The sequence below is a fragment of the Flavobacterium psychrotolerans genome (assembly GCF_003097635.1).
GTDB classification, from domain to species: Bacteria; Bacteroidota; Bacteroidia; order Flavobacteriales; family Flavobacteriaceae; genus Flavobacterium; species Flavobacterium psychrotolerans.
Map to the genome: position 1 here is coordinate 89,649 of NZ_QCZI01000003.1, position 24,488 is coordinate 114,136.

The 24,488-nt window shown below is 36.9% G+C and carries 21 protein-coding genes and 1 tRNA gene; 7 read left to right on the forward strand and 15 right to left on the reverse strand.

Features of this window, described 5'->3' with window-relative positions:
- Positions 1-24: 24 nt before the first annotated feature.
- From DB895_RS03380 to xrtF, 5 genes are read right to left on the reverse strand one after another with little or no spacing between them, the layout of a single operon-like run.
- Positions 25-429, reverse strand: a complete 405-nt coding sequence (locus tag DB895_RS03380; RefSeq protein WP_116723948.1) for an HYC_CC_PP family protein — start codon at positions 427-429, stop codon at positions 25-27.
- Between the two features lie 53 nt (positions 430-482).
- On the reverse strand, positions 483-1,838 hold the full coding sequence (locus DB895_RS03385; protein WP_116723949.1) for an MBL fold metallo-hydrolase RNA specificity domain-containing protein: 1,356 nt from the start codon (positions 1,836-1,838) through the stop codon (positions 483-485).
- Between the two features lie 37 nt (positions 1,839-1,875).
- Positions 1,876-2,706 (reverse strand): restriction endonuclease, encoded by an 831-nt coding sequence (locus DB895_RS03390; protein WP_116723950.1) that lies wholly within the window; start codon positions 2,704-2,706, stop codon positions 1,876-1,878.
- Between the two features lie 57 nt (positions 2,707-2,763).
- Positions 2,764-3,207: an exosortase F system-associated membrane protein gene (locus DB895_RS03395; RefSeq protein WP_116723951.1), complete on the reverse strand. Its 444-nt coding sequence runs from the start codon at positions 3,205-3,207 to the stop codon at positions 2,764-2,766.
- The gene (xrtF, locus tag DB895_RS03400) at positions 3,185-3,742 is read right to left on the reverse strand and encodes an exosortase family protein XrtF (protein WP_116724084.1); all 558 of its coding nucleotides are present in this window, start codon (positions 3,740-3,742) and stop codon (positions 3,185-3,187) included. The genes DB895_RS03395 and xrtF overlap by 23 nt, the downstream gene beginning before the upstream one ends.
- Positions 3,743-3,814: 72 nt before the next feature.
- Here xrtF and DB895_RS03405 point away from each other — a divergent pair, with 72 nt between their 5' ends.
- The 7 genes from DB895_RS03405 to rpe all read left to right on the forward strand — a co-directional run bounded on the left by DB895_RS03405 (position 3,815) and on the right by rpe (position 11,039).
- Positions 3,815-4,288 carry a GAF domain-containing protein gene (locus DB895_RS03405; RefSeq protein ID WP_116723952.1) on the forward strand — a complete coding sequence of 158 codons (474 nt, stop codon included), beginning with the start codon at positions 3,815-3,817 and terminating at the stop codon, positions 4,286-4,288.
- Positions 4,289-4,410: 122 nt separating this feature from the next.
- On the forward strand, positions 4,411-4,677 hold the full coding sequence (gene rpsO / locus DB895_RS03410; protein ID WP_116723953.1) for a 30S ribosomal protein S15: 267 nt from the start codon (positions 4,411-4,413) through the stop codon (positions 4,675-4,677).
- A gap of 144 nt (positions 4,678-4,821) precedes the next feature.
- A complete protein-coding gene (locus DB895_RS03415; RefSeq protein WP_116723954.1) occupies positions 4,822-6,972 on the forward strand; it encodes a polyribonucleotide nucleotidyltransferase in 2,151 nt (716 codons plus the stop codon).
- Between the two features lie 325 nt (positions 6,973-7,297).
- Complete coding sequence (locus DB895_RS03420; RefSeq protein ID WP_133242636.1) at positions 7,298-7,996, forward strand: hypothetical protein; 699 nt, start codon at positions 7,298-7,300, stop codon at positions 7,994-7,996.
- 155 nt (positions 7,997-8,151) lie between these two features.
- On the forward strand, positions 8,152-8,847 hold the full coding sequence (locus DB895_RS03425; RefSeq protein ID WP_116723956.1) for a hypothetical protein: 696 nt from the start codon (positions 8,152-8,154) through the stop codon (positions 8,845-8,847).
- Positions 8,848-8,978: 131 nt separating this feature from the next.
- Positions 8,979-9,842, forward strand: coding sequence for a sigma-70 family RNA polymerase sigma factor (locus DB895_RS03430; protein ID WP_007137700.1), 864 nt, complete (start codon positions 8,979-8,981; stop codon positions 9,840-9,842).
- A 534-nt stretch (positions 9,843-10,376) separates the two neighbouring features.
- On the forward strand, positions 10,377-11,039 hold the full coding sequence (gene rpe / locus DB895_RS03435) for a ribulose-phosphate 3-epimerase (RefSeq protein ID WP_116723957.1): 663 nt from the start codon (positions 10,377-10,379) through the stop codon (positions 11,037-11,039).
- Between the two features lie 33 nt (positions 11,040-11,072).
- Here the strand turns inward: rpe and DB895_RS03440 are convergent, their stop codons facing one another.
- From DB895_RS03440 to DB895_RS03485, 10 genes are all read right to left on the reverse strand, one after another.
- Positions 11,073-11,495 carry a CBS domain-containing protein gene (locus tag DB895_RS03440; protein ID WP_116723958.1) on the reverse strand — a complete coding sequence of 141 codons (423 nt, stop codon included), beginning with the start codon at positions 11,493-11,495 and terminating at the stop codon, positions 11,073-11,075.
- Between the two features lie 118 nt (positions 11,496-11,613).
- Positions 11,614-15,201, reverse strand: a complete 3,588-nt coding sequence (locus DB895_RS03445) for a T9SS type A sorting domain-containing protein (RefSeq protein ID WP_116723959.1) — start codon at positions 15,199-15,201, stop codon at positions 11,614-11,616.
- A 401-nt stretch (positions 15,202-15,602) separates the two neighbouring features.
- A tRNA-Arg gene (locus DB895_RS03450) sits at positions 15,603-15,676 on the reverse strand.
- 62 nt (positions 15,677-15,738) lie between these two features.
- The gene (locus DB895_RS03455) at positions 15,739-16,188 is read right to left on the reverse strand and encodes a GatB/YqeY domain-containing protein (protein ID WP_116723960.1); all 450 of its coding nucleotides are present in this window, start codon (positions 16,186-16,188) and stop codon (positions 15,739-15,741) included.
- Positions 16,189-16,509: 321 nt separating this feature from the next.
- Positions 16,510-18,465, reverse strand: a complete 1,956-nt coding sequence (gene ftsZ / locus DB895_RS03460; RefSeq protein ID WP_116723961.1) for a cell division protein FtsZ — start codon at positions 18,463-18,465, stop codon at positions 16,510-16,512.
- Between the two features lie 71 nt (positions 18,466-18,536).
- Entirely contained in the window at positions 18,537-19,928 is a 1,392-nt protein-coding gene (ftsA, locus tag DB895_RS03465) for a cell division protein FtsA (RefSeq protein WP_116723962.1), read from the reverse strand.
- A 6-nt stretch (positions 19,929-19,934) separates the two neighbouring features.
- Complete coding sequence (locus tag DB895_RS03470; RefSeq protein ID WP_116723963.1) at positions 19,935-20,657, reverse strand: cell division protein FtsQ/DivIB; 723 nt, start codon at positions 20,655-20,657, stop codon at positions 19,935-19,937.
- The gene (murC, locus tag DB895_RS03475; RefSeq protein ID WP_116723964.1) at positions 20,644-21,993 is read right to left on the reverse strand and encodes a UDP-N-acetylmuramate--L-alanine ligase; all 1,350 of its coding nucleotides are present in this window, start codon (positions 21,991-21,993) and stop codon (positions 20,644-20,646) included. The genes DB895_RS03470 and murC overlap by 14 nt, the downstream gene beginning before the upstream one ends.
- A gap of 71 nt (positions 21,994-22,064) precedes the next feature.
- Positions 22,065-23,156 carry an undecaprenyldiphospho-muramoylpentapeptide beta-N-acetylglucosaminyltransferase gene (murG, locus tag DB895_RS03480; protein WP_116723965.1) on the reverse strand — a complete coding sequence of 364 codons (1,092 nt, stop codon included), beginning with the start codon at positions 23,154-23,156 and terminating at the stop codon, positions 22,065-22,067.
- A 19-nt stretch (positions 23,157-23,175) separates the two neighbouring features.
- A complete protein-coding gene (locus tag DB895_RS03485; protein WP_116723966.1) occupies positions 23,176-24,471 on the reverse strand; it encodes an FtsW/RodA/SpoVE family cell cycle protein in 1,296 nt (431 codons plus the stop codon).
- Positions 24,472-24,488: the final 17 nt, after the last annotated feature.

The following is a 24,488-nucleotide window of genomic DNA, read 5'->3' on the forward strand; positions in this document are numbered from 1 at the left end:
TTTTACTTTTAAAAAACATTAAAATCAGGCGTAGAAAATATATTGGTTGTACAGCTTAAATAATGGCGGTGCATTTGCATCACAATAGTAAGTCGTAATTTGGGAATTTTTGAAATTGGAACCGGAAGTAAAAACAATCAGACTCCATTCTTCCATTAAAAAAGAATAATCAGCATGGATAGCAAACGCTTTTGCGATTAAATTGTCTGATTTTTGTTGAAATTGAAATACTTTATCTTTGCAACAACTGTATTTTTTTGCTGTGTTTTTTTTACAACATCCTTTTTCAGTGTTTTGTAAATAAATTTCTGTTTTTATAGAAACCGAGGCAATTACATCTCCACAATAATGCACATTAAAAGCCAATCCCACATTGGACACCAACAGGAAAAAGGCAAGAAATATACTTATATGTTTTTTAAATTTCATGCTACAAAACTACAGATTTAATCAAACTCTCAAACCAATTTCTTGTTAAAAGTTTACAATTCAAACGTCGAACCCATCAAGGGAATGATACAGTCGAATCCGTATTTTTCTATGATTTTTATCCGAAGTTCGTCTAATGGCTCGTTTTCGCCATGAACCAAGAATATTTTTTTGGGTATGTTTTCCAAATTTGAAAGCCAATTGAGCAAGTCTTTTTGGTCACCATGAGCGGACAAACTATCAATTTCCAGAATATTGGCTAGTACCTGATAGTATTTTCCGTGAATTTTTATTTCTTGGGCACCTTCCAATAATTTCCTTCCCCGAGTTCCTTCGGCCTGAAAACCAATAATTATCACAGTAGTTTCCGGCAATCCAATATACCGTTCTAAATAGCTTAAAACCCTTCCGCCGGTAACCATTCCGCTGGCAGCAATAACCACTTTTGGCTGCTTGTCATAAATTGTCGCTATTGTTTCCTGATAATCTGAAACCATGGAAAACATTTTGCACATGCCCGTATATTCTGCTTCAGACAATTTGTGCCATTTCCTATTGTTTTCAAAAATATCCAATACACTAATTCCCATTGGCGTGTCAATTATATAAGGAATGTTTGGAATTTTGCCTTCCTCTTTAAGTTGCCATAACAAATACATCAACATTTGGGCTCGCTCGACTGCAAAACTAGGTATAATGACAGTACCTCCATTTTGAATGGTATTGTTGATGTACCTTTCGAGTTCTGCTTTAGCATCAGTATCGGGATGGAGCCGATTACCATACGTACTTTCTAGAAATATATAATCGGCTTTTTTGGGTTTGGTTGGCGGATACATTAAGACATCATTATCGCGACCAATATCTCCTGAAAAAACCAAAATTTTGTTTTCGAGCTGCAGTTCAATCGTACAAGCTCCAATAATATGCCCAGCGTTGGTAAAAACCGCCTCAATTTCAGCATCTAAAGAAATGGACTCGTTAGGCTTGATTACTCTAAAAAGGGGTAATACTTTTTGGGCTTGTGCCACCGTGTATAAGGGCTCTGCAATTTCGTGTTTAGAATATCGTCCTTTATTGGCTATACTGGCCTCTTCTTCCTGAATTTTGGCACTGTCAAGCAAAATGAGCTTGGCAACGTCTTTTGTAGTACTGGTACAGTATATTTTCCCTTTAAAACCCTGATCTACTAATCTAGGTAACCAACCGCAATGATCGAGATGACCGTGGGTAAGCAAAACAAAATCTATGGTGGATGGCAAAATGGGTAACGGTTCCCAATTGAGTTCACGCAGCGGTTTAATTCCTTGAAATTGTCCGCAATCAATCAAAATTCGAATTCCATTACTTTCAATTAATGTTTTTGAGCCCGTAACAGTTCCTGCGCCACCGATGAATTTAACTTTCATGTGATTAATTTTTAATAATGGGACAAACAGTGAATGCTTAAATATAGCTGCACAACTCCGACGCTTCTTTCATTACATTTTTGATTCGACTAGGACTCAATCCGATTTTTTCCAAACATTCTGAATTGTTTATGATCTCTTTTACTAAAATCACGTCTAAGATCAACAACTTGTCTTTTTCGGCGATAGATAAAGTGGTCAAACAAGTTACCGGATAAAGGTATTCATTGTCATTTTTGGTTTTCAAATTATTGTTTTCCGGAAAATCCCAACTCAATAAATTCAATCCCGAACATTTAGCGAAAGTGATAGCATCTGTGGTAAACCGGTTATTGGTGACTATCCAACATTTTGAAATTGTTTCATTTCCCGAAAAAACAGCATGTTGTCTGACCTTCAAATCATTAAATCGGGATAAGATATACATTGGTACTTTTACATCCGATGAAGCTTCCCGTCCCGCATGAAACTTGCATTCTACCATAGCGAGAAGGTTGTTTTTTTTTACTAAAACATCCAATTCATGCAAAACGCATTTGCCTTGCAAAAACAAATTAGTTTTGGCCTCATAATTTTCAGATAAGAAGAGTCTGGCGATATATTTTTCAAAGAAAAATCCTGACGGACCCAACATCCGAATTGCCTCTCTTAAATTGTACCGTGCAGCATGGGAATTAGCCGTTTTTTTCAATAATCCAAAAGCCTTTTTGTAGATTTGCTTGGTAGAAATTCCTTCATAAATTTCACTTTGAATCGCCTGTAAAATATTCTCGACCACCAGTTTACCAGCACCCGATTTCAAGAGTGATTTTTTAAGCTTTTCAGAATTAAAATCGACGATGTCTCCAGAATGTTTTACTATTTTCATATCCTAAGCCATTAGATTGCCTTATACAAATAACCTAATAAAGGTAAGAAAAAAAGATTACTTATTTTGTTTTTGATAGAAAAAGGCAGGAACAAAAAGCAACAGGAACAATGGCTGAATAAGGAACCTTCGAATATAAAACAGAATAAAATTATTTCCCTTATCGAAAAAATGAAGTACTAAAAAAAGTGCCCCAATTAAAATCCAATAAAGAAGAAAGTATAAAATAGCAGCAAATTTGGTTCCTTTTAAATCAGAAAAAAGGATTTGAATGATTCCTAAAGAAATAATCGTGTTTAAAAAATAGCGGAAAGTTAATCCTAGAAACAATTGAAAACCATCAAATTCAGGAAAGGGTAAACTTAGATAGTCTCCCCTATAATAGGATAAAAACGGGTCATAAAAGAGTTCGTCTTCATACGCTCTAACAATTGCCAAAAGCAGCACAAGGAAAAGAACCAAAACTATCTTTAGTTTGTTATTTCGCATTTTTTTCAGCATGTAACGAAAATTTATTAACCCAAATAACCCATAACCCAAAAACAACACCGTAAATAAACAATGGAAAAACCACACCGTGTAAAAGATGTTCCTGCTCCGGATAATGCAATAATGCAAGACATAAAAGGGCTATTCGCAGAACATTCAGAACATGAATCAAGATACATCCGGCAACAACAAACAATGCCGTGTGCATCCATCTTCCTGAAAACGCAACTATAAAAGCTGTAAAAAGAATCATGACGCTTAATGCGTTGCATCCTTCGACAACACGAGCCACATAAACTTGATTCAGAAATAATTTAACCGATGCCTGATTATCATGAAGCTCTAAACTTGAATCGTAATTAAAAAAAAGCAATGTTTTTTGAACTTGGCGAGCAACCAATTGCGTAAAATCATCTACTTGAAAAAGGATAAGATTATCAAACTGGTTCAGGTAGAATTGATATAGCAATGTCAATCCAACATACACTGAAAAAAACTTGATGAGAAAAACAAAAAAAGGGCGGTATTGCTTGAAGTAGGTTTTCAATTCATTTTTTAACAAATTTATACAAATTTAAATGGTTTGCAAATACTACTTTTGTTTTAAAAATTTACTTCCATGATTTTTGAAGCATTAAAACCTAAAGTTCTGGCTATTTTACAACAAAAAACACCTTCCAGAGAAGACAAACTACTTCAAATTTGTGCACTTTTAAGGAACTCCATTGCCTATTATGACTGGGTTGGGTTTTATTTCCGAAATGGCAAAAAACAAGAACTCCTTCTTGGTCCTTATGCTGGCGAACCAACAGACCATACTGTTATTCCTTTTGGGAAAGGCATTTGCGGACAAGTGGCTGTTTCTAACAAAAATTTTGTGGTACCTGATGTTCGTGCTCAGGACAATTATATTGCGTGCAGCTTTACAGTAAAGTCAGAAATTGTTGTGCCTCTTTTTGTGAATGGCGAAAATATTGGGCAAATAGACATTGACTCCAATGTATTGAATCCATTTACGGAGTTAGACGAGCGTTTTTTAGAATTTGTGAACCAAGAGATTGCGCAATTATTTCAAAATAATCCCAACTTTTAACAAATAAAGAAGGAATCGTTTAATTCCTGTTTTTCCTTGCAAATCAAAAAATAAATAGTACTTTTGCACCCGTCTTACAATAGCTGTACGACATACATAAAAATCATTAAACCAATATTGGAATGTATTTAACTAAAGAGATTAAAGAAGAGATCTTCGCTAAACACGGAGAAAAAACAAACACAGGGAAATCAGAAAGTCAGATTGCTTTGTTCACATTTAGAATTAGCCATTTAACTGAGCACTTGAAAAAAAATCGTCATGATTACAACACAGAGCGTTCGTTAGTATTGCTTGTAGGTAAAAGAAGAGCTTTGTTAGATTACTTAAAGAAAACAGAGATTAACCGTTACCGTGAGATTATCAAAGAATTGAATATCAGAAAATAATCAATAAAAAAGGAGGTGCGAAAGTGCCTCTTTTTGTTTTTATACGTATTGCAGAAAAAAGTTTGGTTTTTCATTGGGTTTTAGGCATTAACTACGCAACAACAACACAACTAGAACCCATTGTTTAATCACAAAAACAGAATTATGATTCCAAAAGTATCAAGAGAAGTAATCGATTTAGGAGATGGAAGAAGCATCTCAATCGAGACCGGAAAATTGGCCAAACAAGCCGACGGTTCAGTAGTAGTACAAATGGGAGACGCCATGTTGCTTGCAACAGTAGTTTCTGCCCGAAAAGCAAGTCCAGGTGTTGATTTTTTACCTTTAACGGTAGATTACCGCGAAAAATTTGCGGCAGCAGGACGTTTTCCTGGTGGTTTTTTCAAAAGAGAAGCAAGACCTAGCGATAGCGAAGTTTTAACCATGAGATTGGTGGATCGAGTATTACGTCCGCTTTTCCCAAATGATTATCATGCAGAAACACAAGTAATGATTCAATTAATGTCTCATGACGAAAATGTAATGCCAGATGCATTAGCAGGTTTAGCCGCTTCGGCAGCTTTATCTTTGTCTGACCTTCCATTCTCTACATTAATTTCTGAAGTGCGTGTGGCACGTGTTGACGGTAAATTTATCATCAATCCAAGTCGTACCCAATTAGAATTATCGGATATCGACATGATGATTGGTGCTTCAAAAGATTCTATCGCCATGGTAGAAGGGGAAATGAAGGAAATCTCGGAAGCAGAAATGGTAGAGGCCATTAAATTTGCTCACGAAGCCATCAAAACTCAAATCGAAGCTCAAGAAAGATTGGTTGCTGCTTTTGGCAAAAAAGAAGTCCGCACTTACGAAGAAGAGAAAGAAGACGAAGCTGTTTACGCTAAAGTAAAAGAGGCCTCATACGATTTGTGTTATGCAATTGCGAAACAAGGAACAGCAAAACACGAAAGAACGGCTCAATTTGCGGAAGTAAAAGAAGTGGTAAAATCTTTGTTTACCGAAGAAGAATTAGCTCAAAACGGAGACTTGGTTTCTAAATATTTCTATAAAGTAAACAAAGAAGCCGTTCGAAATGTAATCCTAGATTTAGGCACGCGTCTTGACGGAAGAAAAACTACCGAAATCAGACCAATTTGGGCTGAAGTAAATTATTTGCCATCAGTTCACGGTTCTGCCTTATTTACTAGGGGAGAAACGCAAGCATTGGCTACAGCCACATTGGGAACTTCAAGAGAAGCGAACCAAATTGATTCACCATCTCAACAAGGCGAAGAAAAATTCTATTTGCACTATAACTTCCCTCCTTTCTCAACTGGCGAAGCAAAACCTCTAAGAGGAACTTCAAGAAGAGAAGTAGGCCACGGAAACTTGGCGCAAAGAGCGTTAAAAAACATGATTCCTACCGATTGTCCTTATACCATCCGTATTGTTTCAGAAGTATTGGAATCTAACGGTTCTTCTTCTATGGCGACGGTTTGTGCCGGAACATTATCTTTGATGGATGCCGGTATCCAAATGATTAAACCCGTTTCAGGAATTGCTATGGGATTGATTACTGATGGAGATCGTTTTGCTGTATTGTCTGACATTCTTGGTGATGAAGATCACTTGGGAGACATGGACTTTAAAGTAACCGGTACTGCTGACGGGATTACCGCATGTCAAATGGACATCAAAATTGAAGGATTGAAATACAACATCATGGAGGCGGCTTTGGCTCAAGCCCGTGATGGCCGTTTGCATATCCTTGGAAAAATAATTGAAACCTTAGCGGCTCCAAGACCTACAGTTAAGAAATATGCTCCAAAAATTATCAAGGTAACTATTCCTGGACAATTCATTGGTGCCTTGATTGGACCTGGTGGAAAAGTGATTCAAGAATTACAAAAATCTACCGGAACAACTATCGTTATCAACGAAGAAAACGAGCAAGGTGTTGTTGAAATTCTTGGTACAGATCCTGACGGAATTGAAGCAGTATTGCGCAAAATTGATTCCTTGACCTTTAAACCGGTTGTTGGAGATGCGTATGAAGTGAAAGTAATCAAGATGCTTGATTTTGGTGCGGTGGTAGAATACTTAGCAGCTCCAGGAAACGAAGTATTGCTTCACGTATCGGAATTGGCATGGGAACGTACCGAAAACGTTGCTGATGTGGTAAAAATGGGTGATGTTTTCCAAGTGAAATACTTAGGAATTGACCCAAAAACCAGAAAAGAAAAAGTGTCAAGAAAAGCACTTTTACCAAGACCTGCAAGAGAAGAGAATAAAATTGTCCCTAAAGGAGAATAATTCATTTTATATTTTATAGAAAACCCCAATTCAAATCAATGAATTGGGGTTTTTAGTTTTATATCGAAAAATATGAAGCTAGATTCCATGTTTTAGAAAACACTTTTACAAAGACCTGCAAGAGAAGAAAATCGTCATTAATCCCCTCATATCCCTCCGAAGGAAGAGAAATAGAAAATCCCAATTCATTGATTTGAATTGGGACTTTTTTATACTTTAATCGATTATTTATACAATTATATCGATTATCTAAATATGTGAATTGAATAGTGCCCCATTTAATTTAAATTTAATATTGATTTTCAAACCATTAACCAAAATCATTATGAAAACACTTATTATGTTGGCGCTAACGGGATTACTCTTCCTTTCGTGTTCAAACGACAATTCTTCAAGTTCTGATTTGTCAGAAACCCCGCTAGCAAAAGCAAAATTTGACAACACCAATTTCGGAATTTACAAAGGAGTCTTAGTAGGCTCTACAGGTGTTGTTATGGTCAACATTAAGAATAACAATATACTTTCGGCAACACTTATAATTGATGGAACAACCTACAATTTCACTACTGTAGAAGATGTAATAGAAAACAATGATATAGTTGGACTTACATTTACAAGTGGTAATATGTCTTTCAATTTTAATGTATCTACAAATGGAGTCAATCCATATACTAACGCCATTGTAATACCAGGACACCCTAACGTGTATATTAGCCTTATTAAAGAAAAATCAACATCTATTGTAAAATGTTATCAAGGAACTTATTTAGATAATGGTGCCAATGGGAGTACGGGCGTATTTAATTTACTGATTTCTGGAAACAATATCTATGGACTGGCAGCGTCAAATAGTGGTAACTCGACTGTACCACTTTCAGGCACGGTTAGTAACAAAATAATCACAGGTATAATTTATGGGGGAGGAAGTTTTAGCGGAAGAATCAACAAAAATAATATCAGTGGTACTTTTAAAAATGCTGATTCGTCCGAAACTGGCACTTGGTCAGGACAAAGGACACTGTAAAATTACCGAGATACCAAAAAAAGATGAAATCAATTAATTTGAAGGTATATCTAAGCATTAATGTCGATTTTTATTATTATTTTATGATTTTTTAACATTATAAAGTATTTACTCATATATTTGTTATAATCAACCAATCTAAAAATTATAACATTATGAAAAAAGTATTTTTAATTTTGATCACGGCATTGTTGTTCAATTCTTGTTCTAAAGACTCTAATTCGACATCTAGTCCTGTTTTGGCTTTATCGGATACCCCATCGGCAAAATCAGAATTTGACGGTAATAATTACGGAATTTACAAAGGTGTTTTTGTTGGTTCTTCCGGAAATGTTTTAATTAACATAAAAAATGACGGTAGTTTTTCTGCTAAATTAATTATTGACGGGATTACTTATAATTTTACAACAACAGAAAACGCAACATCAAATCAAGCAATTAGTGGTTTGACATTTACCAACGGAAGTTCTTCATTTGATTTCAACGTGGATGCTTCAGGAAGTAATCCTATTATATCAAATATTGTTATAAGTGGTCATCCAAATGCAACAATTTCTGTATTTAAAGAACTTTCCAACTTATTGGTTAAATGTTACGAAGGTACCTATTTAGGGCAAGATACTGGCGTTCTAAACGTAATAACATATAATGGAATGTTAAAAGGATTGGCGAAACCTACTGGAAGCACAAATAGCATTGAACTTAACGGAACAGTGATAAATAATTCTATTTCAGGACAATTTTCGGGAGGAACTTTTGTGGGTACCGTAAACAGCAACACTACCATTAGTGGCACATGGCAAAATTCAGAACCACAAAATGGCACTTGGTCTGGAATAAGAAAATTATAAATTCTTTTCTTATTTTAATCATTAAACCTCGAAGAATACTTCTTCAAGGTTTTTTTTTATTCTTTTTTGTAACTTTTTCACAACCCCCTACGTATAATCACTTGTACACTTAAAAATAAGGAGACAAAACTATGAGACAACTTAAAATTACCAAGCAGGTAACCAATCGTGAAACTGCATCATTAGACAAGTATTTACAAGAAATAGGTAAAGTTGACCTTATTACCGCTGACGAAGAGGTAGAATTAGCACAGAAAATTAAAGCCGGAGACCAGAAAGCCCTTGAAAAATTGACGAAAGCCAACTTGCGTTTCGTGGTTTCGGTAGCAAAACAATATCAAAATCAAGGATTAACCCTTCCCGATTTAATTAATGAAGGAAATTTAGGACTGATAAAAGCAGCACAGCGTTTTGACGAAACCCGTGGTTTCAAATTCATTTCCTATGCCGTATGGTGGATTCGTCAATCGATTCTTCAAGCATTAGCGGAACAATCCCGTATCGTTCGTTTGCCATTGAACAAGATTGGTTCCATCAATAAAATCAACAAAATGTATGCCTTGTTGGAGCAATCTAACGAGCGTCCACCATCTGCTGAAGAAATAGCAAAAGAATTGGACATGACCGTAAATGACGTGAAAGAGAGCATGAAAAACTCCGGTCGTCACTTGTCTATGGATGCGCCTTTGGTTGAAGGAGAAGATTCTAACCTATATGACGTCTTGCGTTCTGGCGAATCACCTAATCCAGACAGAGAATTAATCCACGAATCCTTGCGTACCGAAATCGAACGTTCTTTGGAAACCTTAACACCAAGAGAAGCAGACGTAGTTCGTTTGTATTTTGGTTTGGGAGATCAACACCCAATGACATTAGAAGAAATTGGAGAAACTTTTGACCTTACCCGCGAGCGTGTGCGTCAAATCAAGGAAAAAGCGATTCGCAGATTGAAACACACTTCCAGAAGTAAAATATTAAAAACCTATTTAGGATAAAACAGTCGAATGTCTTAAAGCCAAAAGTTATAAAGCCGAGCGAAATTATGACATTTGACTTTCGACTAATAAAAGTAACGACGGTCTGATTAACTGTTCGTTTTTTGATTGATGATTAAAACTCCGGCTGATTACCGGAGTTTTTCTTTTTTCAGTAAAACTCCGGTCAGTTCGCTTCGCTCGGGTATCCGGAGTTTTTCTTTTTTCAGTAAAACTCCGGTCAGTTCGCTTCGCTCGGGTATCCAAAATTATGTTTTTTTGTCATTGCAAGGAGTTGCGAGACACGAAGCAAAGCAATCTCATCATTATTTTTTGGGCGGCGTAACCCTCCGTAAAAACTTCGGGTCGGGCTTTCGGCTTTATCTCTCCGTTGCACTTCGAGGATACCGCCTCTATCCCTTACGCAATATGTGCTGACGAGTAGTCCCTTCTTCCCAAAAAAACCTTCGCCAATTGCTCAAAAAAAACTACTTTTGCACCAACAACTCAACTGTGAAGACACACTGCAGTGCGTCTCAACAAAATAACTATAGAATGAAAAACACAATAATTGCCCCCTCTGTTCTAGCAGCGGATTTTGCCAATTTGCAACGCGACATCGAAATGATAAACAACAGTGAAGCCGATTGGTTTCATATTGACATCATGGATGGCGTTTTTGTTCCGAATATTTCTTTTGGAATGCCAGTTTTAGAAGCGATAACAAAACATGCAAAAAAAACCATCGACGTCCATTTGATGATTGTGGATCCAGACCGTTACATCAAAACCTTTGCTGATTTGGGAGCCAATATCTTATCGGTACACTATGAAGCCTGCACCCATCTCCACAGAACGCTTCAAGCGATAAAAGCCGAAGGAATGAAAGCTGGGGTCGTTCTCAATCCGCATACAAGTGTTACCCTTTTAGAAGACGTGATCAACGACATTGATTTGGTTTGCATCATGAGTGTGAATCCTGGATTTGGCGGACAATCATTCATAGAAAACACCTATTCTAAAATTGAAAAATTGAAAAATTTAATAATTAAAAAAGACGCAAGTACAATCATCGAAATTGACGGAGGAGTAACTGATAAAAATGCAGTACAATTAGTAAAAGCCGGAGCCGATGTATTGGTTGCCGGAAGTTTTGTTTTTAAAGCGCAAAACCCCACCGAAACCATTGCGGCATTAAAGAAACTTACAACACTATAAAAACAGAAAAATCCCAAAAAAATTGGGATTTTTTTATTTATACTGATCTATCAGGTATCTAATTAAATCTGTAGTGGTTATAATCCCCACCAGTAAATTCCCTTCACAAACAGGCAAGGCATGAAATTCATTATGGGACAAAATTTCGGCAGCCTCCTTAATAGTTGTTTCCGGAGAAATTGTTACTACCTTTTTTGCCATCACCTGCTCCACGGTAAACATGTTATAAACGGTGGTGTCGACTATTTCAGCATCATCATCAACGGCATCCACAAAAGAGATTCGCAACAAATCTGTATAGCTTAACATTCCTATGATTATGTTGCCATTCATCACCGGAATGTGCCTGATTTTATTTTTTTTAAAAAGTTCCTCCGCTTTGGTTAAATTATCTGAAATCTTCAATTTAATGACATTTTTGGTCATTATGGCCGACACTGGGACTTTGTGTTTCATGGTATTTTGGTTTAAATTACACTCAAAATTATCGCATAAAAAAAACTAAAAACATGATGTTTATCAGTAAGTGGTAAGAAGTATTTTGCTATATTGTTTTGTTTAAACCTATAATGAATTACTTCTTAATCACTTTAAAGACTTGCTGTTTACTATCCGATTCCACTTTTATGAAATAATTCCCGGAAACCAAATAGGACAATTCCAAGTGCAACTCTAGAGTATTGCATTTTTGGCGGTACACTTCCTGCCCCAAGGTGTTGCAAACGGAAACTTTTTTAATGACATCCTCCGATTGAATATGGAGGACATCCACAATTGGATTGGGACTGTATTTTAAATCCTTGAATTTAAATTGATTGTTGCTTAATGTAACTTGAACCTTTACATCCAGTCGTGTTGGGCTTTCATACCCGTTTATAGTTTGACTGGCATAGTACGTCATGCCATTTACCAGTAATGTATTCATTGGCAAAACATTGGATGAAGCACTCCTATTCGTAGGTCCGGAATGCCATAGAATACCACTTCCCGCAACCTCCAAATTAGCTAGCGTTTGCCCAGCCGTAAAATACTGCAACCGATTACCCGATGGCGCGGGAACTGGCGATTGGCTTACGGTAAATACTAAAGAAGTTCCCATACAACCGGTAGCACTATTGGTGACATCAACTGTATAATTTCGTATTCCATTTGGGGAAAATATATTCACTAAATACGTGGCACTGTTCGCTCCTATAATTGCAGCACCATCTTCATACCATTGAAAGGAATAAATTCCTGAAAGTTGGCTGTCTAATAACAAGGGTTGAGCCACTGTGGTGTTATCTACGTAAATTTCATGCATATCATTTACGGTTGTGATTTTTGGTATTGGCAATGGAATTGCATTTACGCTAAAAGAATTTATCAAATAACAATCTGGAAATAAAGGATCATATACCTTTGCAAAAAACAACTGAATAAAACCTGTTTTCATACATATTGTATTCGGAAGAATATTACCTCCATTGGGAGAGGTGTAATACTCAACTATTAAATTCGTATTCCCTCCTGTTATTTCAGCATCTTTGGCTCTCGAATTAAAACAAACTGAACCATCATTATCATTATCACATAAAAAGTAATTGGTTAGTTTAATAAATTTTGGCTTTAAATTTACAGTAATCGTTAATGTACTTGATGTTGCACATTGCCCTGCATTTGGCGAAAAAGTATAGGTTGTTGTTGCGGTATTATTTAAAGCTGGCGTCCATGTTCCTGAAATACCATTTAATGAAGTCGTAAGCAAAGGAGCTAAAGTACCACCAGAACAAATTGGGGCAATTGGTGGAAATATTGGAGTTACATTGGTCTTACAAGGGAGACTGCAAGTTATTAAAGATGGTAAAAAACAAGGCACTCCTTCTACTGACACAATTCCAAAAGTAACATTCTGCCCCTCAGACACACCGAATACCTCATAATGAGACACTTGAGTACTACCAGTAATTGATGCTCCTCCATTAATAGAATAGGTATAATTGTATTTTATATAGCCAACAACATTACTCCAATCAAAAAAAACTGAATTTGAGGATGTAGCTAGAGTTGGATCGCAATTAAATGTAGCCATTACAGGATTAGAGCTTACAGTAATAGTTAATAAAGTTCTTGTTGCGCATTGTCCTGCATCTGGAGTAAAAGTATAGGTTGTTGTAGCTATGTTATTTAAAGATGGCGACCAAGTTCCTGAAATACCATTTGTTGAAGTCGTAGGTAAAGGAGCTAAAGTACTACCAGAACAAATTGGGGCAATTGGTGTAAATATTGGCATTTCATTTGGACGGATTGTTACTGTTACCATGGCCGTATTAGCAAGACAAGAAGAGCTCCCCGCAACTGTATAAACATATTGTCCAGCAGCATCAACTGAAGGATTAAAAATCCCCTTACCGCTAACCAAAGCTGGCGTCCATATTCCTCCAGGTTGTGCTGTCGCACCAAGAAATAAAAATAAATCTATCGGTCCTGAATTCGAACAAATACTTACTATAGCATTACTACCAGCATTTGGAGCTGAATTTACCGTAACATTTCTAGTTGAAGTAGCATCTGGACAACCACCAGTACCCGTAACAGAGTAAATCATCGTAGCAGTACCCGCTGAAACCCCTGTTATTACACCTGTTGCAGGATTTATTGTCGCCACCGCAGGACTTGATGAAATCCAAGTTCCCCCGGCTGCCGATGGTGAAAACACAGTCGTTAAACCCACGCAAATACCTTGATTTCCGCTTAAGGTTACTGCATTATTAGTTACCAGAGCAGTAACCTTAAACCGAGTTGTACTTTCACACGGCAAGCTTACGGTAGTGGCATAATAACTTTGTCCGTCTACTAATGGTGTTGTTGGTGCCAATCGAAATCCGCCGGTAGCAACCGCATACCAATTGTTATTTCCACTCGCCACCAAACTGGCCACGGTTGGCGGATTTAATGGGTCGTTACAAAACATTTGTAGCGCATTACCTGTGGGAACAGGAACTAACATAACCGTTGCCTTAACAGGACATCTAGAAGACTCGCAACCCGTATTCGGGTTGGTTTGGCTAGCCCAATATATTTTAGCATCAGTCAAAACCGTGGTTAAAGGCAAAAGTAATCCTCCACTGGAGGCATCATACCACTTTATGTTAGTTCCCACTAGAATAAAACTGGCAAGTGTTGCATCACTGGGATCCGAAACACAGGGCCCTTGAAGGGAATTTCCAGTTGGAGCCGAATAAACTGCTATGGTAACATTTCCTGATAATGCCTGACTACACCCACCACTTGAAGTAGCACTAACTAAGCTATAAGTGGTACTATCTGTTACTATTGGCGTGGTTATAGTTGCCGTTCCTCCTGTGCCTAATAATATTGTCTGGTTTGCTCCGAAATTTACTTTGTAGGTCACTGTTACATTAGGTGTTCCCGTAAATGTAACTGTACCCGTTGAGCCCGAACAAACAGTTGGTGTTGATGTTGAAATAGCAGCTACAGGCAATGGTATAACATTTATCATTGCACTTTTTGATAGTATCTTACTACAAACCGAACCACTTGAAGCTACACTGACTAAGCTATAAGTACTACTTACCGATAATGGTGAAGTCATTAAAGTTGCATTTCCCGTTGCGTCTAAAACAATGGTTTGATTTGGCCCACCATTTATAGCATAAGTTACTGTTGCATTAGGTGTTCCCGTAAAAGTAACTGTCCCTCTTGAGCCCGAACAAATAGTTGACATTCCTGATATGGATGCAATTGGAGCTTGAAAAACTGTAATATTTGTCCCATTATCCAATCCTATAGTAGCTAAACTTGAAGCTACAACCCTAATCCTGTATCCTGTTCCCGCAATTGCATTAGATGGAATTATAGCCGGAATAGTCCCGCTTACCAAGGCGGATTTTGTACCAATGTTTACCGGGCTTACAAACGAACCCGAAGCATCACTTAATTGAGCTGTGAATACATTCCCCGTATTATAGGTTCCGTTTGCTATAAATGTTAATGCAACTGAAGTTCCCTGGCAAAGTGAAGTTGAAGAAGCGGAGCATGTAATTTGGTTAACTGCAACTTCCTCTCTTAAATCGTATTTCCTATTAACAACATCTGGAACTGCATTCGCAAACAGCATATTACAGAGTAAAGCAAGCGTAATAAATAATTTTAATTTCATGGAACTATTATTTTAAGGGTTTCGATTTAAAAGACGTTTCAAATTTAGTTAAAAATTTCCTGTTAAATTTATTTATGAATTATAAAGCCAACAATAGTGATAAATGCTTCTAATATATTTGGAAACAGGGGTAAAATTATATATTAACTCTTCTTTAGAATTTACACAAAATTCCGTACAGTCTCACCGTCCTATAGTTTTAATAGGAGCTCCTACGATTTTGATGGGAGCTTAAAAACAGAAACCTTTGTCAAAGTTTGAAACTTTGACAAAGGTTTTAGAAAAATTGTGACTGCGGAGGGATTGACTCCGTCTAACCCTCAAAGCTTCGCCTTGAAAATAAAAACAAAAAAAACAGCTCAAGCGAGCTTGGCTGTTTTTCTAATGTTTCCATTTATTTGTGACCTCGGAGGGGTTCGAACCCCCAACCATCAGAGCCGAAATCTGATATTCTATCCAGTTGAACTACGAGGCCAATTAATTTTAGATTGTTGATTAACGATTTTAGATTTGTGATCTAAAACGTTAACTACAAATCTAAACTAATAATTTCTTCACTATTGATGAAATGGTTTTTCCCTCAGCGGTTCCGCCCAGTTGTGCAGCGGCCAATCCCATTACTTTACCCATGGCAGCGATTCCTGTAGCTCCCGTTTCTGCGATTATTTTTGCGATTACGGCTTCTACTTCTGCTTCGCTTAATTGCGCCGGCAAGAATTTTTCTATTACGGCAATTTGTGCCAACTCGGGTTCGGCCAAGTCCATACGGTTTTGTTCCGTGAAGATTTTAGCACTATCTTTTCTTGTTTTTACTAATTTTTGAAGCAATTTGATTTCGTCGGCAGCCGTGATTTCTTCCTTTGATCCCGTGGCGGTTTGCGCCAATAGGATTTCTGACTTGATGGCTCTTAGCGCTTCTAAGGCAACGGTATCTTTAGCTCTCATGGCGGTTTTGATATCCTCCATGATTTGTGTTGATAAACTCATTTATTGTTGATTCTTTAATTTGATTATTGTCGATTCGTTTTGAAAATCGAACATTTCCTGAATGCCCCAGATGGAAATGGAAAGCTTTTTTTAGAGAAAATGTATTTTTTCTTGAACTTAAAAAGCGACTTTAGGAGCTCTTTGAAGTTTATTAGAAAAAAGCATTTTAGAAAAAAAACTTGTAATGAACAGCTGGATTAAGGCCCGACAAATCTAATACAATTTACTGAAATTTGCAACTGATTTGTTTGTGGCAACGAGAAATAAAAAACCCGAAAACTTCTAGGAACTTTTCGGGTTATTCAGGTTTATTTGACTTGATTAGTCCACGTTGTCATGAAGGAACGAATTGTTAGACCGCAACTGGGTATCGTTATTGCTGTCTATTCCTAAAGATGTGCGAGACGTATTGTTGTTCATTTGTCGACTAGAAAGGTCAACTCCTGATCTTTTGTAAGCGGGTTCTTTCTCTAACTCATCCACTCGGGAAGGGTTGTTGTGAAATTTATAGTTGAAGTCTTTCAACTTTCTTCTTCTTTCGTCAGCTCTGAATTTTAAAGTTTCCTCGATTGACATTTCTATTGGAGAGATGTCCTCATAAGCCGATGGTGCGGCAGGAACTTCCTCTACTTTTTTCATCGTGATGTTTAATTCTGCAACCACAGGTTCTACCACTGGTATATCTGCCGGTTTAGAATTCATCAAATCGTTTTCGATTTCCATGTATTCTTCCAATGAATATTTGATGACACCGTTTTCATTTAATTCCGTCATTGGAACTACGTGAACGGGTTGGTTTACTATGATGTTTTTAGTTTCATTGGTCAATTCGAATACCAATGTATTTTCATCAATAGTTGATTCGATTTCATTGGCTATTGGCATTTCAAAAGAAAACGCAACTTGCTGTGGTTCTTTTACCAAGGTATGATCCGCCACTTTAATTTCTTTGACATCGAATATTGGGGCCGAAATAATAAAATCGGTTGGTTTCTCTGGCGAAACGATTTCGAAAGTTACGTCTAAACTCTTCATGAATTCAGAAATCACTATCAATTCGTTTTCATTGATTACAGGCTCGCTAACCGTTGGCACTTCAACATTTTGGCTATCGATTGGATTATTTTCTACCAATTCAAAAACAATTTTTTCTTCTGAAATTGAAGTTACTTGTTCATTATTGAACTGAAAAGTTTCTATTGTTTTATTGATTAATTCGCGTTCTAATTTTTGTTCCCCTTCTAAAGAATGGATTATTTTTTTAGGTTCTGTATTTACAATTTCATTTTGCTGCTCTATGTTAAAACCCGTAGCAATAATAGTTACCGCTATTGATTCACCAAGCGTTTCATCCTCACCAACTCCCATGATAATATTGGCATTGAAACCTGCTTCGGCCTGAATGTGGTCACTGATTTCTCCAATTTCATCAATGGTGATTTCATTAGACCCAGAAACGATAAGCAACAATACGTTTTTGGCTCCTGTGATTTTGTTGTCATTCAATAAAGGAGAATCTAAGGCAGAGACAATCGCTTCTTTAGCACGGTTTTCACCAATTGCAGTCGAGGATCCCATGATGGCCGTTCCGCTGTTTGACAACACAGTTTTAGCATCTTTTAAATCGATGTTTTGCGTGTAGTGGTGCGTAATTACTTCCGCAATTCCGCGAGAGGCAGTCGCCAATACTTCATCCGCTTTAGAGAAACCCGCTTTGAAACCTAGGTTCCCATAAACTTCTCTTAATTTGTTGTTGTTAATTACGATAAGCGAATCCACTTGTTTCCTTAGTCTTTCAACACCTATCAAGGCTTGTTCCGCACGTACTTTTCCTTCAAATTGGAAAGGTATGGTCACGATTCCTACTGTTAGGATGTCTCTTTCTTTAGCCAATTGAGCAATTACCGGTGCCGCACCCGTTCCAGTTCCTCCGCCCATTCCTGCGGTGATAAAAACCATTTTGGTGTTGCTGTCTAACATTTTTTCGATGTCGGAAATGCTTTCAATAGCAGATTGATGTCCTACTTCTGGATTTGCTCCAGCTCCCAATCCTTCTGTCAGGTTTACACCTAATTGGATTTTGTTTGGGACAGGACTTGTCTGTAATGCTTGAGAATCAGTATTACAAACAATAAAATCGACCCCTTTTATTCCTTGTTTAAACATGTGATTAATAGCGTTACTCCCTCCGCCACCTACTCCAATCACTTTAATTACATTCGATTGGTTTTTCGGTAAATCAAATGAAATACTTCCAAAATCTGAGTTGCTTGTCATAATATTTGGTTTTTCCTCTCTCCAACCCTCTCCAAAAGAGAAGGAACAGAGATAATGTTAATTTATATAAATTATTCTGCGTTATCTAAAAAATCTTTAATCTTGTCTACATATTTGTCAAAAAATGACCTTCTTATCTTGGTCTCCGTAGATTCCACTTTAGAAACTGTTTCCTGAACTTTCTCTACCCGCTCAAAGGACACTTCCTCCTTAAATTCAGGAACTGGCTCAACAAATCGTTCTCTTTGGGGAGTCGTTTTTTCAGGAACAACAGCCGTTTCAATCTTTACCGCACTTTGGGTTTTATTTTCAATACTGTTCATTACCAATCCTACGGCCGTAGCATATAGGGGACTCGAAATCTCTTCGTCTGAATTTCCAGCCAAATGCTCGTTTGGATATCCGATTCTTGTGTCCATCCCAGTAATGTATTCCACTAACTGTTTGATATGCTTTAATTGAGCACCGCCACCCGTCAATACTATTCCAGCTATTAATTTTCTGCGAGGATCTTCGTGTCCGTAGGCTTTTATTTCTAAAAACACCTGCTCTATGATTTCAACCACCCGAGCATGGATAATTTTTGACAAATTTTTCAAAGAAATTTCCTTTGGTTCTCTACCTCTCAATCCTGGAATTGAAACAATCTCATTGTCTTTATTTTCTCCTGGCCAAGCCGATCCGAATTTTACCTTTAACAATTCCGCTTGTTTCTCTATAATAGAGCAACCTTCTTTAATATCATCAGTAATTACGTTACCTCCATAAGGAATCACGGCAGTATGGCGAATAATTCCATCTTTAAAAATAGCCAAATCGGTTGTTCCTCCTCCAATGTCAATTAAGGCAACTCCGGCTTCTTTTTCTTCTTGACTTAAAACCGCATCTGCCGAAGCTAATGGTTCTAGAGTCAATCCTGACAATTCAATACCAGAACTTTGAATACATCTTCCAACGTTTCTGATAGAAGAGGCTTGTCCTACAACAACATGAAAACTACTTTCCAATCGTCCGCCATACATACCAATTGGTTCTTTGATGTCCGACTGTCCGTCGATTTTAAATTCCTGTGGCAAAACATGGATAATTTCTTCACCCGGAAGCATCGCTAATTTATGTACTTGATTGATTAACAAGTCGATATCCTTACCTCCAATTACTTCTTCAGGATTTTCTCTGCTAATGTAATCGCTGTGCTGAAGGCTTCGGATGTGTTGCCCAGCAATTCCAACGACCACGTCTTTAATTTTATATCCTGAATTATCCTCTGCTTCTTGGATGGCTTGCTGAATGGACTGTATGGTTTGTGTAATATTATTAACCACACCACGAGCCACACCCAAGCTTTTTGATTTACCAACACCTAAAATCTCTAGCTTTCCATACTCATTTTTCTTGCCTATCATGGCAACAATCTTTGTTGTACCAATATCTAAGCCTACTGCAATGTTCTCTTTTTCCATATTCTTTTATTTTGTACACACCACCTGCTGAGTAAACTTCAGATTTATTCTTTTATAATTGTATAACGAACTATCTAAAACTGCCTTTTGAAAAAAGGCCTTATAATTATTGAATTTTAGCTCCACATTAATAGTTCGACCAAAATCAATCTCATAATTAAAATTTCGATTCATCATCATTAGGCTTCCATTTGGCAAAACTTGAATTCCAATGATGTTTTTTTTCAAAAAATCGTCGTCATAAACAAAACGCAATAACTTGTATATTCCCGCCTTATATTCCTTGCTAATTTCACCAGAAACGATTGGAACTCTTGCTGTAAATTCTGTTGACAATGGCATTACACTTCCCTGATAGTCAATATAAAAAGAACCACTTTCATCAAACACTCGAGCTATTGGGGTCTTTTGTTTTACAACAGCATTTAAAACGCCATCAATACTCACAAAAACCTCTGATTTTTCAATCATTGCGTTTGCGTTAATGGATTTTTCTAGCTTGTCCAAAGCTAATTTATCTTTTTGAATGCTTTGCGCCTCTTTTTTATTTTCTATTAACAATTTATTAACCGTTTCACTCTTTACAAAAAGGTTGTCGGCATCCAGAAAAACCACCCTCGATTTAGTTAATTTTCTGTCATTATTCCTTATGGAAGTGAATGAAAACAGAAAAATAACCAATGCGAACATCAACACTAACCTAATATTGGTCCAATTAAATAATTTCATTTAAAGCCTCTTTAATGGGTTTCACTAATTCACCTATGTCACCGGCCCCTATAGTCACAATGATTTTAGCATTGCTTGCCAAAATTGCTGGGATCAAATCCAATTTTGACACTAATTTTTTGTTTTCATTTGTCATTTTGTCCATCAGCCATTGTGAAGTAATGCCTTCCATTGACAATTCCCGAGCAGGGTAAATGTCCAACAATAGTACTTCGCTAAAGGCAGACAAACTTTTAGCAAAATCGTCGGCAAAATCTCTGGTTCGGCTAAACAAGTGAGGCTGAAAAATGGCCAATACTTTCTGGCCAGGATACAATTCGCTAACCGCCTGATGCACCGCATTTATTTCCGTTGGATGGTGTGCATAATCATCGATATAAACCAAACCTTCTGTTTTTATCTGGTAAGAAAATCTTCTTTTTATTCCTTTAAATGAGAATAATGCACTAGCAATCGCCTCGGTCGGGATACCATACGTTTTTGCCATTGCTAAAGCCATCAATGCATTAGTTAAATTGTGTTTTCCCGGCAATCCAAAACGCAAATTTTTTATGATTTCTGTTGGAGTCTGCACGTCAAAAACATATTGACTGTTTTCTATTCTAACATTGAATGCTTTAAAATTGGCCTCTTCATTTACAGCAACCGTAATCCCTTCTAACTCCAAACCTTTTGCAACAAACATCTTGCTTTTATCGGAGACTTTATCGGCAAATTCATGGAAAGAAGCCTCAATAGCTTTTTTATCTCCGTAAATATCCAAGTGATCTGCATCTGTAGAAGTCACGCAAGCAATATTGGGATGCAAGTGCAAAAAAGAGCGATCAAATTCATCTGCTTCAACAACAGTTATTGTTTTCCCGTTTCCAATTAAATTGGAATTGTAATTTTCTACAATCCCTCCAATAAAAGCCGTTACGTCGGCTCCACTTTCATACAAAATATGTCCCAAAATACTGGAAGTCGTTGTTTTTCCGTGAGTTCCCGCTACGGCGAAACAGTATGTGTCTTTAGTAATAATCCCTAAAACTTCAGCCCTTTTTTTAACTTCATACTCTCTTTCAATGAAATAATTCCATTCCGAATGCGAAGTAGGTACGGCCGGCGTTATAATGACTAACGTATTTTCATGATAAAACTCTTTTGGAATTAAACTGATATTGTCTTCAAAATGAATCACAATACCTATGCTTTCCAATTCTTTAGTTAGTTCGGTTTGCGTTTTGTCATAGCCCGAGACGTTTTTTCCGATGGTTTTGAAATACCGCGCCAAGTTACTCATCCCGATTCCACCGATTCCGATAAAATAAACGTTATGTATTTGATTTAGATTCATTTTTTATATTGTTTTGCCACAAAGGCGCTAAGACACAAAGTTTTTTATTTAATATTTTTAAATTGACATTGCTATTTTATCAATTTTATAATTTCGTCAACGATTTCTTTTGTTGCGTTTGGCATTGCTAATTTTTTGACATTTAAAGACAGCTCTTTTTGTAGCTCTTCATTGGATAATAAAGTATTGAAAACGGTATTGAATTGTGAATCCAACTCGCTTTCCTTTATCAACAATGCTCCTTTTTTATCAACGATTGCCTTTGCGTTTTTGGTCTGATGGTCTTCGGCAACATTGGGAGACGGAATAAAAATGATCGGTTTCCCAACGAGACACAACTCCGAAACCGATGAAGCTCCGGCTCTGGAAATCACGATATCTGCGGCAGCATAAACCAAATCCATTCTGTCAATAAATGCAACTACTTGAATGTTTTTATTGTCATTAAAGCGTTTGTATTCTTCAAAATAAAACTTACCGCATTGCCAAATTACCTGCACATTTTGGGAAGCAAAATCAACAATTTCTTTTGCGATTAATTGGTTAATTCTTCTGGATCCAAGGCTTCCACCAAGCACCAAAAGAGTTTTCTTATTGGAATCCAAATTGAAATACAGAATTGCTTCTGCTCTTTTGTTGTCGATTTCAATTAAATCCTGACGAACGGGATTTCCTGTCAAAACCATTTTGGACGAAGGAAAAAAGCGCTCTAGATTCTCGTAAGCCACACAAATTTTGCTGGCTTTTTTACTCAATAATTTATTAGTAATTCCTGGATACGAATTTTGTTCTTGAATCACTGTTGGAATTCCGGCTATATTTGCCACTTGCAATAAGGGACCACTTGCAAAACCTCCGGTTCCAATAACAACATCGGGCTTAAATTCTCTTATTATGGTTCTGGACTTTAAAAGACTAGTGAATAATTTAACAGGAAAGAGGGTGTTGTCTAAAGTCAATCTTCGTTGTAAGCCCGCAATCCAAAGTCCTTTTATTGGGTAACCCGCTTGTGGCACTTTTTGCATTTCCATTTTGTCTTTGGCGCCTACAAAAAGGAACTCCGCATCAGGAAAACGCGATTTTAATTCATTTGCAATGGCAATGGCAGGATAAATATGTCCTCCAGTTCCGCCACCACTTAATATGAATTTTAATTTCTTCATTTTATTTAACAAACTAATTTTACTTTTTGTTTAAAACCGCTGCCATTGGATTGGCCGTTTTGTCCTCAATAGAATAAAGGCCTTCTTCTTCGATAGCATTTTCTTTGGCAATTTGCTCGTCAATCATCCTTTTTAACGTTTCATCCCGGCTTTCTTTTTCCGCTTTTTCTTGAGCAATTTCTTCATCTTTTTTGGTCACGCTGATAATGATTCCCAATGCGATACATGTCATCCAAATGGAACTTCCCCCACTACTGATTAAAGGTAACGGCTGCCCTGTAACGGGCAATAATTCTACCGCAACACCCATATTTACGATGGCTTGAAAAATCATTGGAAAACCCAATCCTGCCACCAATAATTTACCGAAAAGGGAATTTGCCTTGTGGGATGCAACTATAAATCTAAAAAACAACAGCAAATACATCAACAAAACACCAATACCCCCTATGAGTCCATATTCTTCTACAATGATGGCGTAAATAAAATCAGACGATGATTGAGGCAAAAAGTTCTTCTGAACACTTTTTCCTGGCCCTAATCCATAAACTCCTCCCGATGCAATGGCTATTTTTGCTTTTTCTATTTGGTAATCGTCCTCATTTGGTTTGTCACTAGTAAAACTATCTATTCTGGAAATCCAAGTATCAACCCGGTTTGGAAAAGCATCGGGAAAAGCTTTAGCAACAAAAATAAAAAAAGTCAGGCTTACAATTCCGGCACCAACGATTAGTCCTATATATTTTAAAGGATAATTACCTATAAAAGTCAGCATTAAAACCATGGTGAAAATCAATGCCGAAGTAGATAAATTCGCCGGCAAAATAAACATTAGGGTAACAAATACGGGTAACCAAAGTTCCCATAATGAAGATTTAAAAGTGACTGGTGTTTCTCTTTTTTTAGACAAATATCTTGCAACGAAAATCAATAAAACGATAGACGCCAAAGTTGATGTTTGAAAAGTAATCCCAATAAACGGAACTTGAATCCAGCGACTCGCATTTGCACCAGCGACTACAGTTCCCTTAACCAAAGTATAACCCAATAAAATCCAAACTACGGGTAATCCCACTTTAGAAATAGCTCTAAAATAATGATACGGCACTTTATGAACCCAATAGATGATTAAAAATCCGATACAAATGTGTGCTAAATGTTTGAGTAAATAACCCAACGTATTTCCAGTTCCGTGGCCAATATATGCCAAATTACTGCTCGCACTAAAAACAGGCATAAACGAAAAAAGGGCTAATAAAGCCACGAATGACCAGATTACTTTATCGCCTTGAAGACTGTTTATTAATTGCTTCATTTTATATGAGTTATTGT

What these genes read in the sequence shown, in the direction of transcription:
- DB895_RS03405 (WP_116723952.1), top strand. Translation starts at nt 3,815, where the DNA reads ATGATTTTTGAAGCATTAAAACCTAAAGTTCTGGCTATTTTACAACAA.
- rpe (WP_116723957.1), top strand. Translation starts at nt 10,377, where the DNA reads ATGAAAAACACAATAATTGCCCCCTCTGTTCTAGCAGCGGATTTTGCC.
- DB895_RS03440 (WP_116723958.1), bottom strand. Translation starts at nt 11,495, where the DNA reads ATGAAACACAAAGTCCCAGTGTCGGCCATAATGACCAAAAATGTCATT.
- DB895_RS03445 (WP_116723959.1), bottom strand. Translation starts at nt 15,201, where the DNA reads ATGAAATTAAAATTATTTATTACGCTTGCTTTACTCTGTAATATGCTG.
- DB895_RS03430 (WP_007137700.1), top strand. Translation starts at nt 8,979, where the DNA reads ATGAGACAACTTAAAATTACCAAGCAGGTAACCAATCGTGAAACTGCA.
- DB895_RS03415 (WP_116723954.1), top strand. Translation starts at nt 4,822, where the DNA reads ATGATTCCAAAAGTATCAAGAGAAGTAATCGATTTAGGAGATGGAAGA.
- DB895_RS03395 (WP_116723951.1), bottom strand. Translation starts at nt 3,207, where the DNA reads ATGCTGAAAAAAATGCGAAATAACAAACTAAAGATAGTTTTGGTTCTT.
- rpsO (WP_116723953.1), top strand. Translation starts at nt 4,411, where the DNA reads ATGTATTTAACTAAAGAGATTAAAGAAGAGATCTTCGCTAAACACGGA.
- DB895_RS03385 (WP_116723949.1), bottom strand. Translation starts at nt 1,838, where the DNA reads ATGAAAGTTAAATTCATCGGTGGCGCAGGAACTGTTACGGGCTCAAAA.
- murG (WP_116723965.1), bottom strand. Translation starts at nt 23,156, where the DNA reads ATGAAGAAATTAAAATTCATATTAAGTGGTGGCGGAACTGGAGGACAT.
- DB895_RS03420 (WP_133242636.1), top strand. Translation starts at nt 7,298, where the DNA reads ATGAAAACACTTATTATGTTGGCGCTAACGGGATTACTCTTCCTTTCG.
- DB895_RS03470 (WP_116723963.1), bottom strand. Translation starts at nt 20,657, where the DNA reads ATGAAATTATTTAATTGGACCAATATTAGGTTAGTGTTGATGTTCGCA.
- ftsZ (WP_116723961.1), bottom strand. Translation starts at nt 18,465, where the DNA reads ATGACAAGCAACTCAGATTTTGGAAGTATTTCATTTGATTTACCGAAA.
- DB895_RS03485 (WP_116723966.1), bottom strand. Translation starts at nt 24,471, where the DNA reads ATGAAGCAATTAATAAACAGTCTTCAAGGCGATAAAGTAATCTGGTCA.
- DB895_RS03455 (WP_116723960.1), bottom strand. Translation starts at nt 16,188, where the DNA reads ATGAGTTTATCAACACAAATCATGGAGGATATCAAAACCGCCATGAGA.
- DB895_RS03380 (WP_116723948.1), bottom strand. Translation starts at nt 429, where the DNA reads ATGAAATTTAAAAAACATATAAGTATATTTCTTGCCTTTTTCCTGTTG.
- DB895_RS03390 (WP_116723950.1), bottom strand. Translation starts at nt 2,706, where the DNA reads ATGAAAATAGTAAAACATTCTGGAGACATCGTCGATTTTAATTCTGAA.
- ftsA (WP_116723962.1), bottom strand. Translation starts at nt 19,928, where the DNA reads ATGGAAAAAGAGAACATTGCAGTAGGCTTAGATATTGGTACAACAAAG.
- DB895_RS03425 (WP_116723956.1), top strand. Translation starts at nt 8,152, where the DNA reads ATGAAAAAAGTATTTTTAATTTTGATCACGGCATTGTTGTTCAATTCT.
- murC (WP_116723964.1), bottom strand. Translation starts at nt 21,993, where the DNA reads ATGAATCTAAATCAAATACATAACGTTTATTTTATCGGAATCGGTGGA.